A 20,815-nucleotide genomic window follows, 5' to 3' on the forward strand; every position below is an offset into this window, starting at 1 on the left:
GGTCGCGCCGCTGAGTCTCAGACCGTCGAGGGCTGCAGCACGACCTTGATGCAGCCGTCCTCCTTGCGCTGGAAGGTCTCGTAGAGCCCCGGCGCATCCTCGAGCGGTGCCGTGTGGGTCATCAGATCCATCACTCCGAGCGGGTCGGAGAGGTCCTCGACCAGCGGCATCAGGGTGTCCGTCCAGCGCTTCACGTTGCACTGTCCCATGCGGATGCCGATCTGCTTGTCGAACAGGGTCTTCATCGGCAGGATGTCGGCATCGCCCGCATAGACGCCGCTGAGCGACACCGTGCCTCCGCGACGCACGACGTCGATCGACGCGTATACAGCGGCGAGACGGTCGATCCCCGCCTTGTCGAACACGGCGCGGGCGGCAGGGTCCGGCAGCAGCCCGACGGCCTTCTGCACGAGCGCGACACCGGCGTTGCCGTGCGCCTCCATGCCGACCGCGTCGACCACAGAATCCGCTCCGCGTCCGTCGGTGAGGTCCCGCAGCTCCGCCACGACGTCATCCGTGAGGTCGAACACCTCGATGCCGTGTCGTGCCGCCATCTCCCGGCGTTCGGCGACCGGGTCGACGGCCAGCACCCGGTAACCGCGGTGAGCTCCGATGCGGGCGGCGAACTGCCCGACGGGGCCGAGTCCCATCACCGCGAGCGTCCCGCCCTCGGGCACGTTCGCGTACTCCACCCCCTGCCACGCCGTCGGCAGGATGTCGCTCAGGTAGAGGTACCGCTCGTCGGGGAGGTCGGAGGCGACCTTGATGTGGTTGTGGTCGGCGAGCGGAACCCGCAGGTACTCGGCCTGACCTCCGGGCACCTGACCGTAGAGCTTCGTGTATCCGAACAGCGCCGCGCCGCTGCCGTACTCCGTCACCTGGGTCGTCTCGCACTGCGACTGCAGGCCGCGCAGGCAGAAGAAGCAGTGGCCGCACGAGATGTTGAAGGGGATGACGACGCGATCGCCGACCGCCAGGTCGCGCACGGCACTGCCCACCTCGACCACGACCCCCATCGGCTCGTGACCGAGGATGTCGCCCTTGTCGAGGAACGGGCCGAGCAGTTCGTAGAGGTGCAGATCGGAGCCGCAGATCGCTGACGACGTGATGCGGACGATCGCATCCGTCGGGCGCTCGATGACCGGATCGGGTACCTCCTCCACCGCCACGTTGCGTGTTCCCTGCCAGGTGAGTGCCTTCATCGTCAGCCTCCTCGTTGCGTATCGAACGGCCACCCTCCACCAGCGATGACGGATCCGACAGAGGGTTGACACACCCATCGCGCGCGTCGACGCGGGCGCGCCCGCGGGCACGGCCGCGCATCCTAGGACCATCTCCCCGCGACGTCGAGGGAGGGGCGCGACCTCCCGGGCGAGGCGCACAGTTGGCCCCTCACCCAGACACGACCGACGGAGGCCGACATGTATTTCCATCTTCAGGAGTTCATCAACGAGATCGCACAGGACGAGCCGGATCCCGCCGCGGCGAACGCGCTGCAGGAGGGCCTCGGCGGCCAGTTCGGCGAGATGCGCACGATGATGCAGTACCTCTTCCAGAGCATCAACTTCCGGGGCCCCGACGGCAAGCCGTACAAGGACCTCATCCAGGGCATCGGCACCGAGGAGATCAGCCACGTCGAGCTCATCGGCACCACGATCTCGCGGCTGCTCGACGGATCGCCCCAGTACCAGGGCAAGCCCACCGACCCGGTCGACAAGCCCGGTGCCGGCGGCGCGACTCCCCTGAACATCGCCCTCGACACGAGCAACATCCACCACTACCTGGTCGGCGCGCAGGGGGCGCTTCCCGTCGACGCGGCCGGGAATCCGTGGATGGGCAGCTATGTCTACAACTCGGGCAACCTCGTGCTCGATCTGCTCTACAACCTGATGCTCGAGTCGACGGGTCGCCTGCAGAAGTGCCGGCTGTACGAGATGACCGACAACAAGACCGCGCGCAGCACGATCTCGTACCTGATCGTGCGCGACCAGGCCCACGAGAACGCGTACGCCAAGGCGCTCGAGACGCTCGGCGTGAACTGGCGCACCTCGCTGCCGATCCCGAAGACCAACGCCGAGCAGTTCCCCGAGGTCAAGAAGCTGCTCGACCTCGGTCTGCAGAGCAAGCAGTACTCCTTCGATCTCACGGATGCCTCGGAGGCGGGCAAGATCTTCCAGGGTGCATCGCCGTCGAACGACGGGACGACGCTGGACGCGAGCGAACAGGCCCCGGTCGGCGCACCGATGACGATCTCGCCCGAACGCCTCGAAGAGTTCTCTCCCGGGGCCGACAAGGACCTCAGGGCACTGATCGAAGCGACCGCCGCGATGGAGATGGCCGACATCGACGCCACCTTCGGCCGCATGAAGTGATGAGCGGCACGCGACGCCACCCCGGGCGACACACGGATCGCTGAGCACACGAGAGGCGCACTGAACATCGGAATATGGGAAACTGGATGCACCAACGGTGATCATTCGATACGCCTCGTCTCGCGGGCACTGTGGCGGATCGGGGAGATCATCATGGGCAAGTTCATCTACGAGGGAACCGTCAAGTCCGACATCGAGGACAGGGCGCTCACGCACCTGCAGCTCGTGATGACGGCGAAGCTCAGAAGAGGCGAGCCCTTCTCGTTCTCGTGGCGCGACGACATGGGTGTCGGCGGGGGCCGCACGACCGTGTGGGTGCACGCCGGCAGCTCCCTCGTCTTCAAGTACAGCGGCAGCCGCCAGCCGCAGATCAACCGCGCGTGGATCGAGGCCCTGGCCTTCACCGCGAACGCTCCCGGCGGCCTCCGCCTCGTGAGCGAGCCGGCCGAAGGCGCAGCGCCGCCGGTCGAGCGCATCGAGGTTCCGGCGCAGGCCTGACCGTTCTTCCTCCTCGCGACCCGCGGCGTCCGCCGTATGGGTCGCGAGGAGGAAGAATGGGGTGGTGTCCCCGAATCCCGAGCGGCGACTGCTCGCCTCCGTGCGCAGGATCCTGCACACCGATCCCTCGTCCGTCGCCCACACCGAGGCGATGCCCGTCATCGACGAACGCACGGTGCCGCGTGTGCTCGACCTCGCGACCCGCATCGGTGAATCGATGTTCGGCGTCGGCGCCTCAGCGCACGAAGTCACGCTCGCGATCACACGCGTCTGCGCCGCATACGGCATGCGCGACGTGCAGGTCGATGTCACCTACAACTCGATCACGGTCTCGTTCCACCTGAGCGGCGAAGTGTGGCCCGAGACTCTCGTGCGGGTCGTCCGCGTCGCGGCACCCGACCACGCCAAGCTGCAGCGAGTTCAGGCCCTGGTCGCCGACATCGACGACGGGCTCGATCTCGAGTCGGCCCGATCGACGTTCCGCGCGCTGCGCCGAGTGCCGTTCGGCTACCAGCAGCCGGTGGTCATCGTGGCCCGGGCGCTGCTCGCCGTCGGAGTGAGCATCATGCTCGGGGCCTCGCCCCTCATCGTCGGTCTCACCTTCGTCGCGGCGCTCTGCGCGGCACTGACCCAGGCAGGACTCGCCCGCGTGCGCGTTCCGCTGTTCTTCAGTCAGATCGCCGGAGGCTTCGTGACGACCGTCGTCGCGGTCGCCGTCTCGGCGCTCGGAGCGGCCGGCATCGAGCCGTTCGTCGGCATCCGCCCGTCGATCATCGTGGCGTCGGGCATCGTGCTCATGCTCGCCGGACTCACCGTGGTGGGGGCCGCTCAGGATGCGATCGACGGATTCGCGCTCACCGCCGGGGGACGCATCCTCGATCTGACGATGCAGACGCTCGGAGTGGTGATCGGCATCCTCGTCGGCCTCGAGCTCGGCAGCGTGCTGGGCTTCACGATGGGCCTGCCTGACGACCCCGCCCCGTTCGGCCCGCTTCTCAACCAGTTCGTCGGCGCGATCATCATCGCGATCGCCGTCGCGGTGTTCAACGGCGCGGGGCTGCGGATCATCCTCGTGAGCGGGCTGCTCAGTGCCGTCACGATCGCCGGGTACTCGGCGACGGTCGGGCTCAACCTGCATCCCGCTGCGGCGAGCGCGATCGGCGCCCTGCTCGCGAGCTTCGTCGGGATGCTGATCGCGGTGAAGCTGCACGTCCCGTCGGTCGCGGTCACCACGGCGGCCATCGTGCCTCTCGTGCCCGGTGTCGCGGTGTTCCAGGGACTGCTCGAGATGATCCACGCCGCCGGGTCGACGACGGGCGTGGTCGGGATCGGCGGCTCGCTGGTCGATGCGGCGGTCATCGGCATCGCGCTCGCGTCGGGAGCGTCGCTCGGGCTGTACCTGGGGACGCCCGTGCGCGCCACCCTCAGCAGCGTCGCGAAGAACCGGGCGCGCATCGTGCGGCGCTGACCTCGACGGCGCCGACGGCGGCGCTGACGGCGGCGCTGACGTCGACGGACTCCCTGACCCGTGGCCCGAGCGTCTCAGACCGCGGGTCAGCGTGTCCGGGGTCAGGCGTCGGTGCGCACGGACTCGAGCGAGGGGTAGTCGGTGTACCCCTCGGCGGTCCGCCCGTAGAAGAGCGCGGGACGCGGCTCGTTGAGCTCGGCGTCCTGACGCCAGCGCTCGACGAGGTCGGGGTTGGCGATGACCGGACGGCCGGCGGCCACGGCATCCGCCCATCCCTCGGAGACGAGCATCTCGGCCTCGTCGCGGGTGGTCTGCGCGGCGAATCCCGAGTTGACGATCAGCGGAGCGCCGGCCGTGCGGCGGATGCGCTGCACGAGCTCGCTGGTGGGCACGGCGCTGAGCACGTCGATGAACGCGAGGCCGAGCGGTGCGAGCACCTCGGCGAGGGCGAGGTAGGTGGCGAGGGCATCGGCGTCGTCCTCTTCGAGCACCCCCTGGATGTTGTGCTGCGGCGACAGGCGGATGCCGGTGCGGTCGGCCCCGACCGCCTCGGCCACCGCCGACGTGACCTCGATCGCGAAACGGGCGCGGTTCTGGGGCGATCCGCCGTACCGGTCGTCACGGATGTTCGACACCGGCGACAGGAACTCCTGCACGAGGTAGCCGTTCGCGCCGTGCACCTCGACCCCGTCGAAGCCTGCGGCGATGGCATTGCGCGCGGCCTGCACGAACTGCTCGACGACCATCGGGATCTCGTCGAGCGTCAGCGCGTGAGCAACCGGCATGTCGACCTTGCCGACCGGGGTGTGCGTCTGACCGGGGGCGGCGAGTGCGCTCGGTGCGACGACTCTCGACTCCCCCGAGATCGCGGGGTGCGAGACGCGGCCGCCGTGCATCAGCTGCATGACGATCGTGCCGCCGGCCTCGTGCACGGCATCCGTGACCGGCCGCCATCCTTCGATCTGCGCGGCAGTGACGATGCCCGGCTGCCCGGCGTACGACTTGCCCTCGGCCGCCGGCCACGTGCCCTCGGAGATGATGAGCCCCTGGCCCGCGCGCTGGCGGTAGTACTCCACCATCGTGTCGGTGGGCACGCCGTCATCGTCGGCACGGGTGCGCGTGAGGGGCGCCATGACGACGCGGTTGGACAGCGAGAGGGCGCCGAAGACGGCCGGTTTGAAGAGAGTCACGCTCAGGGGTAAGCCGCTCGACGGACGAGGTATTCCCCTGCGGCGAGATGCAGCCCGGACGCTCAGTCGGCGACGCGGCCGTACATCTCGCCGACCGGCACCGCGACCTCGAGCACGTTGCCCGGCTGGGCGAGCGGGCAGGCCCACGCGGGGTCGTAGGCGCACGACGGGTTGTAGGCGAAGTTGAAGTCGAGCACGATCGTGCCGAGCTCGGCATCCGATCCGAGGTCGGCACCCTTGATCGTGTCGATCAGGTAGCGCCCGCCGCCGTAGGTGCCGCCAGGCCGACCGGCCAGAGCGTCGCGCACCGGAATGAAGATCCCGCCGCCATAGGTCGTCAGACGCCACACGTCGAGCGAACCGGCGTCGGGAACCTCGACGCGGCCGATCCGCTCGAACGGCACCACGCCGTCGGTGCCGGTCGCGAACTCGAATCCTCCGGGCTCGGCCTCGAGGATCGGCAGCTCGAAGCGCCACTGCGGATCGTACGACGCGATGGGCAGCCCCTCGAACAACGGGCGATCCTCCCCCATCAGCGGGGTCGCCGCGTGGTGCAGCAGCAGGTCGTCGCGCTCGATGCGCCAGAGCTCGTGCGCCTCTTCGGCGGAGTCCGCCCGACGCACCGCGTCGTAGAGGGCGAAGACACGGCGTCGCCAATCGACGACCTCTGCGGCGGTGCGGGCTTTCGTGAGCGTCATGTGGTTCAGGCTACGCGGCTCGCGCCCGGGTTCACCCGTCGGTGTCGCGCGGCAGCACGGTGAGCACGCGCTCGATGTGGTCTCGGAACTCCACCAGGTAGTCGCGCAGGAAGTTGGCGGTGCCCTCGTTGTGCACCGTTCCGTCGTCGGCGAAGGTCTCGGGCGAGAACTGGATGTACGCCTCGGGCGCCGTCATCTGACGGGCGTTGCAGAAGCTCAGCACACCGCGCAGGCTCTGCTGGGCGACCGCCGTGCCGATCGCGCCGACCGAGGCCCCGATCACCGCGGCGGGGATGTGGTCGAACGAGTTCTGGCCCCACGGCCGAGACGCCCAGTCGATCGCGTTCTTGAGGCCGCCAGGGATCGAGCGGTTGTACTCGGGCGTCACAAAGAGCACGGCATCCGCCGAGGCGATGGACTCCTTCAGATCGACGGCCACCGCGGGATAGTCGTCGTCGTAGTCCTGGCTGTAGAGAGGCAGGTCTCTGATCGGGATCTCGAAGAACTCCAGATCAGACGGCGCCAGCCTGATCAGCGCCGTTGCGAGGATGCGATTGATCGAGGTGGACGAGAGGCTTCCGACGAAGTATCCGACCCTGTATGCCATGACTGTTCCTCTTTCCCGTAGTGGTGGGATCAGTCTCGTCGCGGCTCGCCGTGGAGTCCAGCCCCTCCTCAGTCGCCGAACGCGGCCAGGAGCTCGGCGAAGTGGTCGAGGTCTTCGGCGGTCCAGCGGCGCAGTCGCTCGCCGAGGCGCTCCTCGTAACGAGCGCGCGCGAGTGCCACCCGCTCCTGCGCCAGCGGGGTGGCGACGAGCACCCGCGCCCGCCGATCATCCGGGTCGGGGACGCTCTCGACCAGGCCGAGCTGTTCGAGCTGGCGCACGTGCCTGCTGACCGCCGACTTGTCGGTCTGCAGACGCTCGATGATGGCCCCCGCCGAGGTCGCCTTGCCGGTCGCGATCGATGTCAGCACCTGGTAGCCGAGAGGCTGCAGGTCGGGATGCACGGTGGTCGCGGCCTCTCGCCAGCTCACCCGGATGCGGGCGAAGAGCCTGCCGAGCTCGTGCTCGACCCGGGAGATCGCCTGATCGAGCTCGGCCGCCTCGATCGGCGCAGAACCGTCGGTGTCGGCGGCGGGCGCGCCCGGGCGGGCGGGTTCGTCGGGCGAGGCACTCATGCTCGCCAGCTTACGGCGAAGCCCCGCCGTCTCAGAGACGGCGGGGCTTCGATCGATGGGCGTGGTCGCGAGCCGATCACACCTCGGCCAGCAGGCGGAACACCTTGGATGCCGCCTGGATCTCGTCCTGCGTGAGCTCGGCCACGATGGTCCGCAGACGCGTGGCGTGGTCGCGTCGGAGCTCGACGAGCGCGGCGCAGGCGGCCGGCGTGGGGGTCAGCACCCGCAGCCGTCCGTCGCGCTCGTCGGGCCGCGACTCGATCAGACCCAGCTCCTCGAGCATCCGCACCTGACGGCTGATCACCGATTTGTCCATCTCGAACCGCTCGGCCAGCTCATGGGCGTTCGCCGACTCGGCCCGCTCGATGAAGGTCAGCAGCTTGTAGCCGCCGACCTGCAGCTCGGGGTCGATGCGCGCCGCCGACTCCTTCCAGAGCGTCCTCGTCCTCGCGAAGATGAGGTTCAGATGCGTCTGCAGGTCGCCGAGGGCGGTGTCGACGTCGGCGGGTTCGAGAGCCGCGGAGGTGGTCATCTCAGCGCCCCGACTCCCGCTCGTCGCGCTCGAGCACGGTCGTCACCGAGCCGGTCGTGGGGGATGCGGACTCGGTGCCGGAGATGCGGATCGCTCCGGTCGACATGCTGGCGCCGACCTCTGCCTCGGAGACCTCGAGAACCGATTCCTCGGCCTGCTCGCGCAGCTGCTCGGCAGCGTTCTTCGTCGACAGCGGCTTGTTCTTGATGAACGCGATCGCGATGATGGCGATCACCGCGAGCGGGATGGCGATGATGAACGCATCGGCGATGCCGTGGCCGTAGGCGCCTTCGACGATCGCGCGGATCGTGTCGGGCAGCTGTGAGACCTTGGGCACGTCGCCCGAGGCGAGGTGCGTGAGGGCGTCGACCTCTTCGGGAGTCGTCGGCGTGAAGCCGTCGAGCGCATCGGTGATGTAGTTCGCGACGCTGGTCGACAGCGAGGCGCCCATGACCGTCACACCGATGGTGCCGGCGATCGTGCGGAAGAAGTTGACGTTCGACGAGGCGGCGCCCAGCTGCTGCGGCGCGGTGTCGTTCTGCACGATGAGGGTGAGGTTCTGCATGACCATGCCGAGGCCTGCGCCGAGCACGAACATGTAGGTCGCGACGAGCGGGAACGGGGTGTCGTAGCGCAGCGTGGCCATCAGGCTGACGCCGACCGTGGTCAGCATGGCGCCCGTGAGCATCCAGCCCTTCCACTTGCCGAAGCGGCTGACGAGCTGGCCGATGATGATCGACGCGCCCATCTGACCCACGATCATCGGGATCGTCATGAGACCCGACTCGGTGGGTGTGGCGCCGCGTGCGAGCTGGAAGTACTGGGCCAGGAACACCGAGGTCGCGAACATCGAGACGCCGATGGCGATCGAGGCGATGACCGACAGGGTGAAGGTGCGGTTGCGGAACAGCGACATCGGCACGATCGGTTCCTTGACGAAGAACTCGACCGTGATGAACGCGGCGATCGCGACGCCTGCGGTGACCGCGAGCATGATGCTCGTCGAGGAGTCCCAGTCGAACTGGCTGCCGCCCATCGACACCCAGATGAGCAGGGTCGAGACGCCGACGGCGAGAAGCACGATGCCGAAGTAGTCGATCGAGACCTTGCGGTCTCGCTGGGGCTTGGGCAGGTGCAGCGTGAACTGCAGCAGCACGAGGGCGAGGATCGCGAAGGGCACGCCGACGAAGAAGTTGGAGCGCCAGCCCCACACGTCGGTGAGGAGTCCGCCGAGCAGCGGACCGCCGATGGTGCCGAGGGCCATGATGCCGCCGACGACGCCCATGTACTTGCCGCGCTCGCGCGGCGAGATGATGAGGGCGACCGCGATCATGACGAGCGACATGAGTCCGCCGACGCCGATGCCCTGGATCACGCGGACGGCGATCAGCATGTTGGTGTCGGTCGAGAAGCCGGCGATCACCGTGCCGACCGTGAAGATGATCAGCGAGAGCTGCACGAGGATCTTGCGATCGACCAGGTCGGCGAGCTTGCCCCAGATGGGGGTCGAGACGGCGGTGGCCAGGAGGCTGGCCGTGATGACCCAGGTGTACTGCGACTGGGTGCCGCCGAGGTCGGCGATGATGACGGGCATCGAGGTCGACACCACGGTGCCCGAGAGCACGGCGACGAACATGCCGACGACGAGACCGGAGATCGCGGTGAAGACCTCGCGTGGCGAGCGGACCGCGTCGCCGTGAGAGGTGGGTGAGATGTGAGTCACAGTGGAGAGCTCCTGTGTAGAAAGTTGATAAGAGTCAACTATACGCCTATTGGTTGCGAAAGTGCAACTGTAGACCGGGAGCAACCATCTGTCGGCGGGGCGTCGCCTAGCCTCGGCTCCCGTCCCGAGTCGACTCGACGACACCCTGCTGCAGAGACCACGATGCGAGCAGCGCGAGACGCTCGGCCGAGGGCGAGCCCGGCTCGGCCGAGTAGATCAGCAGCACGTTGCCCGGCTCGGCGGTGATCGCGAGCTCCTCGTAGGCCAGGGTCAGCTCTCCGACGAGCGGATGCCGGAACCGCTTCGTCCCGGCGCCGTGGATGCGCACGTCGTGCGCCGCCCACAGCCGACGGAACGTCTCGCTGCGCGTCGACAGCTCGCCCACGAGATCCTGCAGCCCCTTGTCGTGCGGGTCGCGCCCGGCTTCGGCTCGCATGATCGCGACGCACATCTCGGCGAAGAGGTCCCAGTCGGGATAGAAGTCGCGCGCCGCCGGATCGAGGAACTGGAAGCGGGCGAGGTTCGGGGTGCGGCCGCCGTCACCGATCACCGGCGAATAGAAGGCACGCGCGAGATCGTTCGTCGCGACCAGGTTCTGGCGGGGATCGCGGACGAACGCGATCGCGTCGGTGATCGACGACAGCGCCCACTGCAGACTCGGTCGAGCGGCCGCGGGCTTCGCTGCTCGGCGGCGCGAGCGACCGCTCGACGGTATGCCGTCGGCGGCGCGTGCGAGATCGAGCAGATGCGCGCGCTCGGCGTCGTCGAGCTGCAGGGCGGACGCCAGCGCGTCGAGCACGGCGGCCGAGGCGCCGGCGATGGCGCCGCGTTCGAGCTTCGCGTAGTACTCGACGCTGACTCCGGCGAGCGCGGCGGCCTCGCTGCGTCGCAGACCGGCGACCCGCCGGTTCCCGCCGGCCGGGATGCCCACCGACTCGGGCGCGACGCGCGCACGCCGACTCATGAGGAACTCGCGGACCTCGGATCTGTTGTCCATGCTCAGGACGCTACCCCCGCCAGCGCCCCGGAGGGAGGCTCTCGCAGTACACCCCTCGACAGGGACTCCCTCCGGGCATCCGGCAGGCGCACAGTGGACATCATGACGACCGCAGCCCGCCCATCCGTCGACCGGATGCTCCCCGCCCTGCTGCTCCTGCTGACAGTCTTCGGGCCGATCTCGATGGACCTGTATCTGCCCGCCCTTCCGGCGCTCACGGCAGAACTCAGCGCGGCCACCTCCGTCGCACAGCTCACCGTGACCGCCTGCCTCGTCGGTCTCGCGGCCGGTCAGTTGATCGCCGGTCCGGTGTCCGATCGATACGGCCGCCGCGGCATCCTGCTCGTCGGCATCGTGGCATACGTCCTGACGTCGATGCTGTGCGCGATCAGTCCGACGATCGAGCTGCTCGTCGCCGCGCGGTTCGTCCAGGGGCTCGCCGGCGGCGTCGGCATCGTGATCGCCCAAGCGGCCGGCCGCGACGCCTTCTCGGGCGGCGAACTCATCCGCTTCTACGCTCGACTCACCGTGGTCGGCGGCTTCGCGGCGATCGTCGGCCCACTGCTCGGAGGCCTCCTCAACACGATCATCGACTGGCGGGGACTGTTCGTCTTCCTCGCGATGATCGGCGCGGCGATCCTCAGCATCGTGCTCGTGCGATTCGGTGAGACGCTGCCGGCCGAGGCACGGACGACGGGCGGGATGGGCCGCACCGTGAGCTACTACCGGACGCTCCTCAGAGACCGCGTCTTCGTCGGCGCAGTTCTGAACCAGGGGCTGATGTATGCCGCGCTCTTCGCCTACCTTTCGGGCGCGACCTTCGTGCTGCAGGACATCTACGGCCTCTCACCGCTCGGATACGCCCTCGCCTTCGGCGCGAACTCGGCGGGATTCATGGTCTTCGGTCACCTGGCCGGACGCTTCTCCGAACGGGGACACGTGCACGCCGCACTCGCGATCGGCGTCGGTACCGCAGCGGTCGGAGCACTCGGTCTGCTCGCCGCAGGAATCGTGCCGATGCCGCTGTGGGTAGTGCTCGCGTCGCTGTTCGCGCTCGCTGCCGGCGTCTCCATCTCGTCGCCCCCGGCGGCGACCCTCGCCCTGGTCGGATACCCGCAGATCGCCGGAACCGCATCGTCGCTGCTGGGAATGGTGCGGTTCGGCTTCGGGGGCGTCGCCGCTCCGCTCGTCGGCGTCGCCGGAGCGATGAGCATCCTGCCGCTCGGTGTCGTCACCATCGTCGCGACCCTGCTCGCCGCCATCGCCCTTCTACCTGTCGCCTCCGCACGGGGGCGCACTGTCCCGGAATCGTCTCCGCTCCCGACCTCATCCACCGCCCTCCCGCACTGAAAGAGAACATCATGAGCACAGACACCAGCACCGACACCATGCGCGCCGTCGTCATGCACGCCCCCGGGGACGTCCGCGTCGAGGAGATCCCCCGCGCCTCGATCATCGAGCCGACGGACGCCGTCATCCGCGTCACCGCCACCTGCATCTGCGGCTCCGATCTGTGGCCCTACCGCGGCATCGAGCCGGTGACGCACCCGACTCCGATGGGTCATGAGTACATCGGCGTCGTCGAGGAGATCGGCGACGAGGTCAGCGACATCACGGTCGGCGACCTCGTCGTGGGGTCGTTCGTCGCATCCGACAACGCCTGCGAGATCTGCCAGGCGGGATTTCAGTCGCGCTGCATCCACCAGGTCATGATGGGCGGCGTCGGCACCCAGTCCGAATACGCCCGCATCCCCCTCGCCGACGGCACCCTCGTCGCCGTCGAGGGCCAGCCCACCCCGGCGCAGACCCGCAGCCTGCTCGCGGCATCCGACGTGCTGGGCACCGGCTGGTTCGCCGCCGTCGCCGCCGAGGCAGGGCCGGGCAAGACCGTGGCGGTGGTCGGAGACGGCGCCGTCGGCCTGCTCGCGATCCTCGCGGCCCGGCAGCTCGGAGCCGAGCGTGTCATCGCTATGTCGCGCCATGCCGATCGTCAGGCGCTCGCGACGACGTTCGGGGCCACCGACATCGTCGAGGAGCGCGGCGACGAAGGCGTCGCGAAGATCAAGGAGCTCACGGGAGGGTACGGCGCCCACTCCACCGTCGAGGCCGTCGGCACGCAGGAATCGATGATGCAGGCCATCCACGCCACCCGCCCCGGTGGACACGTCGGGTTCGTGGGAGTGAGCCACGGCGTCGAACTCGACGGACTCGACCTGTTCTTCTCGACCGTGAGCATTCTGGGCGGGCCGGCGCCGGTGCGTCGGTTCCTGCCCGAGCTGATCGACCTCATCATGACCGATCAGATCGACCCGGGTGTCGTCTTCGACCTGACGCTGCCCCTCGAGCGGGCGGCCGAGGGCTACGAGGCGATGGATCAGCGTCGCGCCACGAAGGTGCTGCTCACCACCGACTGATCAGAACGCGCGGATGTGCTCGCGATCAGCGCATGTTCGCGGCGGAGCCGTCGAGGTCGAGATCCACGTCGACGTACCAGTCGCCCTGCCCGGCGGACTCGCCGGAGTCCCGAGAGTCCGGGTAGAGGCGATGCGCCTGCAGCTTCGCCGCGTGCTCGCTGAAGTCGGGCTCGCGGTCCTCGAACTCGTGCGGTCCGACCAGCAGGTCGTTCCCGACGCCGATCACCAGGTCGGCACAGTCCTCGCGTCCGTCGACGAGGATGGGGATCTCGACGGCGTCCGCCTCGCCCTCTTTGGCCACTGCTGCGGCGAGAGTCACGAGAGAATCCGCCACGTCATCCGTGGTCACCAGCTGCTGCCCTGCATACGAGACGATCTTCATGGGTCCATCCTGGCCGACCGGATCGATTCGCCGGGCAGGGTTGCGCGGCGACACACGGTTCGGTAGGCGCTCGCGCCTCGTCGGGAGCGGGTCGCGTCACATCCGCGCGTAACGGGCGCGGGCGAAGCAGAACAGGCCGTACAGGGCGAGGCCGGCACCGACCACCCAGAGGATCACGGCACCGAACGGCAATCCGGCCAGACTGCGCAGCGCCGAGTCCAGACCCCCGGCCTTCTCGGGGTCGTGCGTGAGCGCCGCGATGACGAAGAGCACACCGGCGACTCCCACGGCGATCCCCTTGGCGACATAGCCCGCCGTTCCGAAGGCGGCGATGCCCGAACGCGCTTTTCCGGACGGGACCGAGAGATGCTTCATGAACGCACGGGTGACGCCTCGGACGATGAACGCGATGCCGACAGCGGCCACTCCGAGCCCGACGAGCACGAGCAGCACGACACCGGCCGGCACCGCGAGCAGCTTCGCGCTGAACGACTGGGACGATTCGGACGACTGCGAGTGGCCGCCGAGCGCATAGATCAGCGCCGTCGCGCCGATCGCCAGATAGGCGGCGGCCGTGCCGAGGAACTTCGCGCGGTGCGCCCACTTCTTCTTCGCGTCGGGATCCCGCTCGACGACGGCCTCGGCGATCTGCCAGATCGCGAGCGCGAGCAGGCCGAGCACGATCAGCCACAGCAGGAACACCCCCGCCGGCGACTTCTGGATCTGCTCCATGGCACCGCCCTGGTCGGCGTTCTCCGAGCCGCCGCCGGTGGCGATCGAGATCGCGATGCCCCCGATGAGGATGTGCAGGATGCCGAGAACGACATAGCCCACGCGCGCGAGGACGCGGAAGACGGTCGAGTCCTGGGCCGCCCTCGCGGTGGAGGCGGCCGAGTCGCGTGTGTTCATGGGTTCACGGTGCTTTCGATCGGTTCTTCGGAGATGTCGGATGCGGAGGTCGCGGACGCGAGGCGACGCGCGCGGATCGCCTCCATGCAGCCCCAGACGAAGGTGGCGACGGCGACGCCCTCGAGCATGCCTGCGACGACGTCGCTGAGCCAGTGCGCATGCAGGTAGGTGCGGCTCCACATCATGAGGAGCACCCACGCGATGCCCACGACCCAGACCCATCGGCGACGGAGCACGAGTGCGAGCACGACGACGACCGTCGTGGCGACGGCGGTGTGCCCGGACGGGAAGGAGGTCGCGACGCTCTCGGCGAGGGAGTCCGCGGGACGCGTTCGCCCGATCACCGCCGCCATCGTCGCGCCGATCGCCACGACGGCGACCATCGCGATCGCGAGCGTCGCAGCATCCCACCGCCGACCACGCCAGACGAGCGCCGCGATCAGCACGGCGCCCAGGACGATCATGCCGATGGTGCCACCGACCACCGCCGGGACCCAGGCGACCACGACCCAGATGTCGCTGGTCAGCGAGACCATGAGGTCGTGCCACCAGACGTCGATGGCGAGCGGCTCATGTCCGCCGAGAGCCACCACGGCCCGCAGCAGCACGAAGGCGAGCGTCGCTGCGAGACCGGCGACGATCGCGCCGGTGCCGCGCTGCACCTCAGGCACGCGTCCTCAGGCGAGGGGCTCGTTGTCGCGCATGCTGCGACGGGTCACGCGGTCGCCGGTCGCCGGGTCGACGGCGGTGCGGTCGATGGTCTCGGTGCGACGGCTGCGCATCACGAGAACGAGGCTGATCAGGAACACGACGACTCCTGCGCCCATGAGGATGTAGCCGATCAGATCGAGATCGACGTAGCCGCCGGTGTCGATGTTGAGTGCGAAGACGAGGATCGCTCCGATGACGAAGAGCGCGATGCCGCTGCCGATGCCCATATGTCCATTCCTCTCCGAGGCCGCGTCCGCGGTCTCGCGACGACCAGAATATGGTCAACCGGGATTGAGTCAATACCCGTGGACACGTCCGGAACCGCGTGATATGGATGGGAACGATGACTGATCTCGAACGCCGCGTGGCGATCTTCGCCGCACTCGCCGATCAGACGCGCCTGCGCATCGTCGACCTGCTCACCCTCGGCGACCTCTCGTCATCGGAGATCGGCTCGACGCTCGACCTCAGGTCGAACCTGATCTCCCACCACCTCGGCGTCCTCGAGTCCGCTCGCATCATCACGCGTACGCGATCGGAGTTCGACAGGAGACGCAGCTACATCGGTCTCCGGCCCGAGGTGTTCGACACGCTCGCGCCGCCGAGCGTCACTCCCCCGGGTCGCGTGCTGTTCGTGTGCACCGCGAACTCGGCCCGATCGCAGCTCGCCGAGGTCATCTGGCGCGATGTGAGCGCGATCGATGTGGCATCCGCCGGCACCCAGCCCGCCGCCGCAGTGAACCCCGAGGCGCTGGCGACGGCCGAACGTCACGGGCTCATGATCGATCCCGCCCGGCCACCGCGCCACGTCGACGAGGTGCGCACCGACGATGACCTGGTGATCACGGTGTGCGACGACGCCCACGAGCGGATGTCGACGGGCGACGACCTGCACTGGTCGGTGCGGGATCCCGCCAGGATCGGCACCGCCGCCGCTTTCGACAGCGCCTTCGATTCGCTCTGCCAGAGGATCCGCGCTCTCTCGTCTCGACTGATCGCAGCCTGACGGGCCTCAGCCGATGTCCCCGGCCCGTGCGACGATCTGCACGTCGACGGGAGAACACGATGCGGGGCGAAGCCACCGTGCTGCACGCCGACCTCGACGCGTTCTACGCCTCGGTCGAGCAGCGCGATGCGCCCGCGCTGCGCGGCCGGCCGGTCATCGTCGGCGGCGGGGTGGTGCTGGCGGCGAGCTACCAGGCCAAGGCTCGCGGCGTGCGCACCGCGATGGGCGGCCGCCAGGCGCTCGAGCTGTGCCCGGATGCGGTCGTCGTGCCGCCCCGCATGGAGGCCTACTCGGCAGCCAGCAGAGACGTGTTCGCGATCTTCCGCGACACGACCCCGCTCGTGGAGGGGCTCTCGATCGACGAGGCCTTTCTCGAGGTGGGCGGGCTCAGGCGCATCGTCGGCACCCCCGAAGAGGTCGCGGTGCGGCTGCGCGAGCGGGTGCGCGCCGAGGTCGGCCTCGCCATCTCGGTCGGCGTCGCCCGCACCAAGTTCCTCGCCAAGGTCGCCAGTGCGGTCAGCAAGCCCGACGGACTGCTCGTGGTCGAGCCCGACCGCGAGGAGCAGTTCCTCCTCCCCCTGCCGGTCGAGCGCCTGTGGGGCGTCGGCGCGGTGACGGCCGAGAAGCTGCACCGCTACGGCGTGCACACCGTGGGCCAGCTCGCCGAACTCGAGGCGGCGACGGCCGAGCGGATGCTGGGCAGGGCGGCCGGCGCCCACCTGCACGCCCTCGCCCGCCTGCGCGACCCGCGCCCGGTCGACACGACCCGGCGCCGCGGCTCGATCGGATCGCAGCGCGCCCTCGGCTCGCGAACGCGCACGGCCGAAGAGCTGGATCTGTTCCTCACCCAGATCATCGATCGACTCGCCCGCCGTCTGCGTGACGGCGAGCGCGTGTGCCGGACGGTCGTGCTGCGCCTTCGCTATGGAGACTTCGCGAAGGCGACCCGATCGCACTCTCTTCGTGCGCCGACCGACCGCACGGCCATCCTGCTCGACGTCGCGAGGACCCTGCTCACCACGGCATGGCCCGAGATCGAGAAGCGGGGCATCACCCTCATCGGGGTCTCACTGTCGCAGCTCGACCGCGCCGAGAACGCGCAGCCCGAACTGCCCATCGACTGGGGCGACGAGCAGCGGCTCGACTCGGTGCTCGACACGCTGCGCGACCGTTTCGGCGCCTCATCCGTCTCGCGTGCTGTGCAGCTCGGGCGCGATCCCGGGTGGTCGAGTCCGGTGCTCCCCGAGCACGAATGAGGGTTCCGGGTCAGAGCTGATCGAGCATGAGCTCGCCGCGCGAGTTCAGCTGATCCATCATGTGAGCGACCCGTTTCGGGTCGATCGACGGCATCGCCGGATCGTCGAATTCGAGGATCAACGGAATGCTGGGGTGCACCCAGATGGTCATGCGACCGGATGTCGCCTCGGGCCGTGCGAGCCAGGTCATCATGAAGCTCTCATTGCGGCGCAGCTTCGTGCCGATCACGATCTTGACGTGAGCCAGAGTCACGTCCTCGATCTCGATCGCCGGCCGCGAGCTGTTGTACTCCAGTTTCCCCATGAGGAGAACACTACGCTGAGCCGAACTGGTTGCGACCGCCCCACCCTCCGACCCATGCCTCCACCCGCGGGTCGGGGCGCACCGCATGCACGCCGTCCGCCCGGACGCTCACGGTGTCGAAGCCCTCCGCCGTGCCCCAGCGCGCGGCGCGCCGGAGCGCTCGTCGCGACCGCAGCACACCCAGGGACGAGCCGTCTACGTCGACGAGATCGACGGTGCCGACGTCGCCGGCGCCGATGCCCGCCACCTGTTCCGCGATCCATGCCGGCTCGAGAACCACGACCGGCCGGTCGAGCTCCCAGAGCACTCTCGCGTCCGGTGCGTCGCCCCCGATCACGACGCGCGGGTCGTCGACGTCGAGTGCGGCCTCCGCGTCGAGGACCACGTGCGCGCGCGGGAACGCGGCCAGGATCGAATCCACCGCGATGAACAGCGCCTCGCGCGTGTGCGTCCCGCGCAGCCGGACGACGAGGTCGGGGGCTCGCGACAGCAGCCCGCGCGGAGCCGAGCCGCCGACCGGGATCGACGAGACCAGTCGCAGGGTCTGGGCGTTCGCGCGCTCGAGTCCCGAGCCGCTGCGCTCCGCCCACTCGGGTCCGTCGTGCCACGCCACGGCAGAGGGGACGTGCGCGAGCACGGCTCCGGCCTGCCACATCCGATGCGCCCACTCCCAGTCCTCCCCGCCATAGGCCGAGAACGACTCGTCGAACCCGCCGGTCTCGTCGAACAGGCGACGCGAGCAGGCGATGACCGCGCCGATGACGAATCGGTACGACCGGTCGTCGGCGTCGAGGAGGTCACGGCTGCGTGCATACTCCTGCGTGAGCCACGCCGGCTCCGGCAGCTCGCGGCCCACCACGGCCTCGATGACGGGCGTCTGCGCATGGATGCCCGAGAAGTCGGCGTGCCGGCGGCGCCCCACCGTGACGGCCTCGGGAAGCAGCGCGGGAAGACGGGTGAGGGCTCGCACGTACCCGGGTTCGGGGGCCGTGTCGGCATCGAGGAAGCAGAGCACGTCGCCGGTGCTCGCCCGCACACCGAGATTGCGAGCGGCGGCGAGGCGGAAGCCCCGGTCGTCCTGACGCACGAGGATCACCCCCGGTGGCACGCTGACATCGCCGGAGGACCCGTCGTCGGCGACGATGATCTCGAGGAGCTCGGACGGATAGTCCTGCATCGACAGGGCCGACAGTGTGCGGGCCAGTTCACCGGGCTGCTCGTAGTGGGCCACGATCACCGACACCCTGGGAAGGACCTGCGGGTAGACGCCGTCGAGCGAGTCCCACCGGTTGCCGACGACCCACGGACGCGGCGTCACCACGCCAGACCGCCCCACCACTCCACGTACGCCTCGGCCGCGTCGGGCCACGACATCGGCAGCCGTGTCAGCCCGTGCCAGGTCGTCTCGGGTCGTTCGATCGCCGCACGCGCCGCGACGGCCAGCTCCGATTCGTCGACGGTCTGCAGGGTCCCGGGGCGCAGGGCCGCCATCTCGTCCATGTAGCGGTTGCGCACCGCCACGGGCCGTCGCCCCCAGCCGATCCATGATGCGAGGGACCCCGACGCCGACACATGTCGATGAGCGATCACCGGCACCGACACGGCGCGTCCTCGCCGGGCGATCTCGTGGTCGTCGAGCCAGCCCGTGACCTCGACGTCGACTCCCCGCGCGGCGGCGCGACGGACGAACTCCTCGAGCTCTGCGGCGTGGCCGTCGGACGCGCGACCGAGAACCGTCATCCTCGTGATGCCGGCGGCCTCGGCCGCCCTGGCCGCCTCGTCATGCCCCTTGCCCGGATAGAAGTAGCCGAGCACCCCGATCGAGCCGTCCGCCGGCGGCCGCGGCGCGTCAGGCTGGAGCTCGACCGGAAGCGGGATGCTGACCGCCGGCCCCGTCCACACGCGCTCTTCGCCCAGCAGCGCACGCTCGTGCTCGCTGTTGACCGCCACGCCTCGCGCCGCCTCCGCCACGGCCGCGTAGGCGGCTCGCCGACGCGGCAGGTTCCGCTCGCCGTCGGACGCCTGGGGCACGTCATGCAGGGTGACGCTCACCGCGCGGCCGGCGGCGAGCGCGACGAACGCCTGGGACGCCTCCTCGGGAGAGCGACCCCAGAGGCGGTCGGTGAAGTGCACATGCAGCGGGGCACCGCGATCCGCCGCATCCCGCTGGTCTGCGTCCACGATCTCGATCGACGGATCCGTCGCTCGGACAGCCTCTGCCATCTCCCGCCCGTACATCGCGACGCCATGGGTTCCCGGGTGCACGAGCAGCCGCGGGGCGGCGCTCACGATGCCCGCCAGACGTCGAGGAGGGGCGCGAGACGTGTCACGGCGGCGTCGACGAACTCCGGGTGGTCGGCGTACCACTCGAGGTGGGCGGCGCGCACCTCGGCGTCGTCGACCGCCACCCCGTCGAGGATCCAGTGAGCGCTCGGCTCGTCGGCCAGCCCCCAGGCCTCGACGACCTCGGGTTCCACCGGCGCGCGCACCGAGTTCAACAGCGGCCGGCCGGGGCCGGTCGGGCCGCCGGTGTGGCCGAGCGCCTCGAGAATGCGGGCGCCCAACGGCATCCACACCGCGTTGCCAGGATGGTTGACGGTGCGCATGTGATCCGCCGTGACGGAGTCGAACAGGTCGGAGACGGCCACATCGGCCTTCTGCTCGCGCTCGCGCAGCGTGTCGACCGACATCTGCCCCACCGCCCGCACCTCGGCGGGCGCGAGCGCGGGGACCACGGGGATGCCGGCGGCGGCGGCGAGCGTGCGCACGTCGTGGTACGCCACGACAGGCGGATCCGCCTCGACCCCGGGCACGCGGAACGCGGACTGGAACGGGTGCAGCCCCGCGAAGCGCACCGGAGGCACGGTCAGCACGCGAGCGTCGGTGGTCGCGGCGATCTGCCGCGTCCCCAGCGGCAGACCGCGATAGTCGTCGCGGATCGGCTGGCTGACGACGACGTCGGCGAGGCCGGCGAGCTCGTGCAGGCGCGTGGCGTCGGCCGCGGTCATCTCGTGCACGGCGGGGATGCGCACGAAACGGTGCTCCGGCGCATCCATGACCATGCGCAGAGATTCGGCCTGGCAGTTGCCGACGACGAGGCCGAATAGTTCGGGAAGCGGCGCGAGCCCGAAGAACTCGGCGTAGTGCCTCTGACGCGCTAGCACCAGAGAGCCGTC

The 20,815-nt window shown here is 69.4% G+C and carries 23 protein-coding genes; 7 read left to right on the forward strand and 16 right to left on the reverse strand.

Translation table 11 applies throughout. The features are described from left to right. Positions 1–17 precede the first annotated feature (17 nt). Positions 18–1,202: a zinc-dependent alcohol dehydrogenase gene (locus tag AB0N61_RS03075; protein ID WP_363361611.1), complete on the reverse strand. Its 1,185-nt coding sequence runs from the start codon at positions 1,200–1,202 to the stop codon at positions 18–20. A 219-nt stretch (positions 1,203–1,421) separates the two neighbouring features. On the opposite strand from AB0N61_RS03075, the gene AB0N61_RS03080 reads away from it, so the two are divergent. The 3 genes from AB0N61_RS03080 to AB0N61_RS03090 all read left to right on the forward strand — a co-directional run bounded on the left by AB0N61_RS03080 (position 1,422) and on the right by AB0N61_RS03090 (position 4,338). Continuing rightward, positions 1,422–2,372, forward strand: a complete 951-nt coding sequence (locus AB0N61_RS03080) for a manganese catalase family protein (protein ID WP_363361612.1) — start codon at positions 1,422–1,424, stop codon at positions 2,370–2,372. A 153-nt stretch (positions 2,373–2,525) separates the two neighbouring features. Continuing rightward, positions 2,526–2,870 carry an ATP-dependent DNA ligase gene (locus AB0N61_RS03085; RefSeq protein ID WP_167948645.1) on the forward strand — a complete coding sequence of 115 codons (345 nt, stop codon included), beginning with the start codon at positions 2,526–2,528 and terminating at the stop codon, positions 2,868–2,870. A 64-nt stretch (positions 2,871–2,934) separates the two neighbouring features. Beyond that, positions 2,935–4,338 (forward strand): threonine/serine exporter family protein, encoded by a 1,404-nt coding sequence (locus AB0N61_RS03090; RefSeq protein ID WP_363361614.1) that lies wholly within the window; start codon positions 2,935–2,937, stop codon positions 4,336–4,338. 101 nt (positions 4,339–4,439) lie between these two features. Here AB0N61_RS03090 and AB0N61_RS03095 read toward each other — a convergent pair whose 3' ends face one another. The 7 genes from AB0N61_RS03095 to AB0N61_RS03125 all read right to left on the reverse strand — a co-directional run bounded on the left by AB0N61_RS03095 (position 4,440) and on the right by AB0N61_RS03125 (position 10,657). After that, positions 4,440–5,528 (reverse strand): alkene reductase, encoded by a 1,089-nt coding sequence (locus tag AB0N61_RS03095; protein ID WP_363361616.1) that lies wholly within the window; start codon positions 5,526–5,528, stop codon positions 4,440–4,442. A 62-nt stretch (positions 5,529–5,590) separates the two neighbouring features. Then, entirely contained in the window at positions 5,591–6,226 is a 636-nt protein-coding gene (locus tag AB0N61_RS03100) for a DUF1684 domain-containing protein (protein ID WP_363361617.1), read from the reverse strand. A gap of 31 nt (positions 6,227–6,257) precedes the next feature. Continuing rightward, complete coding sequence (locus tag AB0N61_RS03105) at positions 6,258–6,833, reverse strand: NADPH-dependent FMN reductase (RefSeq protein ID WP_363361619.1); 576 nt, start codon at positions 6,831–6,833, stop codon at positions 6,258–6,260. A 68-nt stretch (positions 6,834–6,901) separates the two neighbouring features. Continuing rightward, positions 6,902–7,405 carry a MarR family transcriptional regulator gene (locus AB0N61_RS03110; protein WP_363361621.1) on the reverse strand — a complete coding sequence of 168 codons (504 nt, stop codon included), beginning with the start codon at positions 7,403–7,405 and terminating at the stop codon, positions 6,902–6,904. A 76-nt stretch (positions 7,406–7,481) separates the two neighbouring features. Next, positions 7,482–7,937: a MarR family transcriptional regulator gene (locus tag AB0N61_RS03115; protein WP_167948639.1), complete on the reverse strand. Its 456-nt coding sequence runs from the start codon at positions 7,935–7,937 to the stop codon at positions 7,482–7,484. A gap of 1 nt (position 7,938) precedes the next feature. Next, a complete protein-coding gene (locus AB0N61_RS03120; protein ID WP_363361623.1) occupies positions 7,939–9,660 on the reverse strand; it encodes an MDR family MFS transporter in 1,722 nt (573 codons plus the stop codon). Between the two features lie 106 nt (positions 9,661–9,766). After that, positions 9,767–10,657 carry a helix-turn-helix transcriptional regulator gene (locus AB0N61_RS03125; protein WP_363361625.1) on the reverse strand — a complete coding sequence of 297 codons (891 nt, stop codon included), beginning with the start codon at positions 10,655–10,657 and terminating at the stop codon, positions 9,767–9,769. Positions 10,658–10,759: 102 nt separating this feature from the next. On the opposite strand from AB0N61_RS03125, the gene AB0N61_RS03130 reads away from it, so the two are divergent. Both AB0N61_RS03130 and AB0N61_RS03135 read left to right on the forward strand, forming a co-directional pair. Further along, positions 10,760–12,007, forward strand: a complete 1,248-nt coding sequence (locus tag AB0N61_RS03130; RefSeq protein WP_363361627.1) for a multidrug effflux MFS transporter — start codon at positions 10,760–10,762, stop codon at positions 12,005–12,007. Between the two features lie 38 nt (positions 12,008–12,045). Then, the gene (locus AB0N61_RS03135) at positions 12,046–13,071 is read left to right on the forward strand and encodes a zinc-dependent alcohol dehydrogenase family protein (protein ID WP_363362044.1); all 1,026 of its coding nucleotides are present in this window, start codon (positions 12,046–12,048) and stop codon (positions 13,069–13,071) included. 25 nt (positions 13,072–13,096) lie between these two features. Here the strand turns inward: AB0N61_RS03135 and AB0N61_RS03140 are convergent, their stop codons facing one another. The 4 genes from AB0N61_RS03140 to AB0N61_RS03155 all read right to left on the reverse strand — a co-directional run bounded on the left by AB0N61_RS03140 (position 13,097) and on the right by AB0N61_RS03155 (position 15,300). Further along, the gene (locus AB0N61_RS03140) at positions 13,097–13,453 is read right to left on the reverse strand and encodes a hypothetical protein (protein WP_363361628.1); all 357 of its coding nucleotides are present in this window, start codon (positions 13,451–13,453) and stop codon (positions 13,097–13,099) included. A 96-nt stretch (positions 13,454–13,549) separates the two neighbouring features. Beyond that, positions 13,550–14,362, reverse strand: coding sequence for a DUF1206 domain-containing protein (locus tag AB0N61_RS03145; RefSeq protein WP_363361630.1), 813 nt, complete (start codon positions 14,360–14,362; stop codon positions 13,550–13,552). After that, complete coding sequence (locus AB0N61_RS03150; RefSeq protein ID WP_363361632.1) at positions 14,359–15,033, reverse strand: phosphatase PAP2 family protein; 675 nt, start codon at positions 15,031–15,033, stop codon at positions 14,359–14,361. Before AB0N61_RS03150 ends, AB0N61_RS03145 begins: the two co-directional genes overlap by 4 nt. A gap of 6 nt (positions 15,034–15,039) precedes the next feature. Then, positions 15,040–15,300, reverse strand: a complete 261-nt coding sequence (locus AB0N61_RS03155; protein WP_167948634.1) for a DUF6458 family protein — start codon at positions 15,298–15,300, stop codon at positions 15,040–15,042. A 116-nt stretch (positions 15,301–15,416) separates the two neighbouring features. On the opposite strand from AB0N61_RS03155, the gene AB0N61_RS03160 reads away from it, so the two are divergent. Next, entirely contained in the window at positions 15,417–16,079 is a 663-nt protein-coding gene (locus AB0N61_RS03160; protein WP_363361634.1) for a helix-turn-helix domain-containing protein, read from the forward strand. A 59-nt stretch (positions 16,080–16,138) separates the two neighbouring features. Further along, the gene (gene dinB, locus AB0N61_RS03165) at positions 16,139–17,335 is read left to right on the forward strand and encodes a DNA polymerase IV (RefSeq protein ID WP_363361636.1); all 1,197 of its coding nucleotides are present in this window, start codon (positions 16,139–16,141) and stop codon (positions 17,333–17,335) included. A 10-nt stretch (positions 17,336–17,345) separates the two neighbouring features. On the opposite strand, the gene AB0N61_RS03170 is transcribed toward dinB, so the two are convergent. Genes AB0N61_RS03170 through AB0N61_RS03185 form a run of 4 tightly spaced genes read right to left on the reverse strand, consistent with a single transcriptional unit; the run spans position 17,346 to position 20,803 of the window. Continuing rightward, positions 17,346–17,639 (reverse strand): hypothetical protein, encoded by a 294-nt coding sequence (locus tag AB0N61_RS03170; RefSeq protein ID WP_363361638.1) that lies wholly within the window; start codon positions 17,637–17,639, stop codon positions 17,346–17,348. 10 nt (positions 17,640–17,649) lie between these two features. Further along, positions 17,650–18,960, reverse strand: a complete 1,311-nt coding sequence (locus AB0N61_RS03175; RefSeq protein WP_363361640.1) for a glycosyltransferase — start codon at positions 18,958–18,960, stop codon at positions 17,650–17,652. Then, a complete protein-coding gene (locus AB0N61_RS03180; RefSeq protein ID WP_363361642.1) occupies positions 18,954–19,928 on the reverse strand; it encodes a hypothetical protein in 975 nt (324 codons plus the stop codon). Before AB0N61_RS03180 ends, AB0N61_RS03175 begins: the two co-directional genes overlap by 7 nt. Further along, complete coding sequence (locus AB0N61_RS03185) at positions 19,925–20,803, reverse strand: WcbI family polysaccharide biosynthesis putative acetyltransferase (RefSeq protein ID WP_363361644.1); 879 nt, start codon at positions 20,801–20,803, stop codon at positions 19,925–19,927. Before AB0N61_RS03185 ends, AB0N61_RS03180 begins: the two co-directional genes overlap by 4 nt. Between the last annotated feature and the right edge of the window lie 12 nt (positions 20,804–20,815).

Source organism: Microbacterium sp. NPDC089320, assembly GCF_040684875.1.
Lineage (GTDB): Bacteria > Actinomycetota > Actinomycetes > Actinomycetales > Microbacteriaceae > Microbacterium.

Excerpts from the sequence above, each read along its gene's own strand:
- AB0N61_RS03075 (WP_363361611.1), bottom strand. The coding sequence starts at position 1,202 with ATGAAGGCACTCACCTGGCAGGGAACACGCAACGTGGCGGTGGAGGAG.
- AB0N61_RS03080 (WP_363361612.1), top strand. The coding sequence starts at position 1,422 with ATGTATTTCCATCTTCAGGAGTTCATCAACGAGATCGCACAGGACGAG.
- AB0N61_RS03085 (WP_167948645.1), top strand. The coding sequence starts at position 2,526 with ATGGGCAAGTTCATCTACGAGGGAACCGTCAAGTCCGACATCGAGGAC.
- AB0N61_RS03100 (WP_363361617.1), bottom strand. The coding sequence starts at position 6,226 with ATGACGCTCACGAAAGCCCGCACCGCCGCAGAGGTCGTCGATTGGCGA.
- AB0N61_RS03105 (WP_363361619.1), bottom strand. The coding sequence starts at position 6,833 with ATGGCATACAGGGTCGGATACTTCGTCGGAAGCCTCTCGTCCACCTCG.
- AB0N61_RS03110 (WP_363361621.1), bottom strand. The coding sequence starts at position 7,405 with ATGAGTGCCTCGCCCGACGAACCCGCCCGCCCGGGCGCGCCCGCCGCC.
- AB0N61_RS03115 (WP_167948639.1), bottom strand. The coding sequence starts at position 7,937 with ATGACCACCTCCGCGGCTCTCGAACCCGCCGACGTCGACACCGCCCTC.
- AB0N61_RS03125 (WP_363361625.1), bottom strand. The coding sequence starts at position 10,657 with ATGGACAACAGATCCGAGGTCCGCGAGTTCCTCATGAGTCGGCGTGCG.
- AB0N61_RS03130 (WP_363361627.1), top strand. The coding sequence starts at position 10,760 with ATGACGACCGCAGCCCGCCCATCCGTCGACCGGATGCTCCCCGCCCTG.
- AB0N61_RS03135 (WP_363362044.1), top strand. The coding sequence starts at position 12,046 with ATGCGCGCCGTCGTCATGCACGCCCCCGGGGACGTCCGCGTCGAGGAG.
- AB0N61_RS03140 (WP_363361628.1), bottom strand. The coding sequence starts at position 13,453 with ATGAAGATCGTCTCGTATGCAGGGCAGCAGCTGGTGACCACGGATGAC.
- AB0N61_RS03145 (WP_363361630.1), bottom strand. The coding sequence starts at position 14,362 with ATGAACACACGCGACTCGGCCGCCTCCACCGCGAGGGCGGCCCAGGAC.
- AB0N61_RS03155 (WP_167948634.1), bottom strand. The coding sequence starts at position 15,300 with ATGGGCATCGGCAGCGGCATCGCGCTCTTCGTCATCGGAGCGATCCTC.
- AB0N61_RS03160 (WP_363361634.1), top strand. The coding sequence starts at position 15,417 with ATGACTGATCTCGAACGCCGCGTGGCGATCTTCGCCGCACTCGCCGAT.
- dinB (WP_363361636.1), top strand. The coding sequence starts at position 16,139 with ATGCGGGGCGAAGCCACCGTGCTGCACGCCGACCTCGACGCGTTCTAC.
- AB0N61_RS03170 (WP_363361638.1), bottom strand. The coding sequence starts at position 17,639 with ATGGGGAAACTGGAGTACAACAGCTCGCGGCCGGCGATCGAGATCGAG.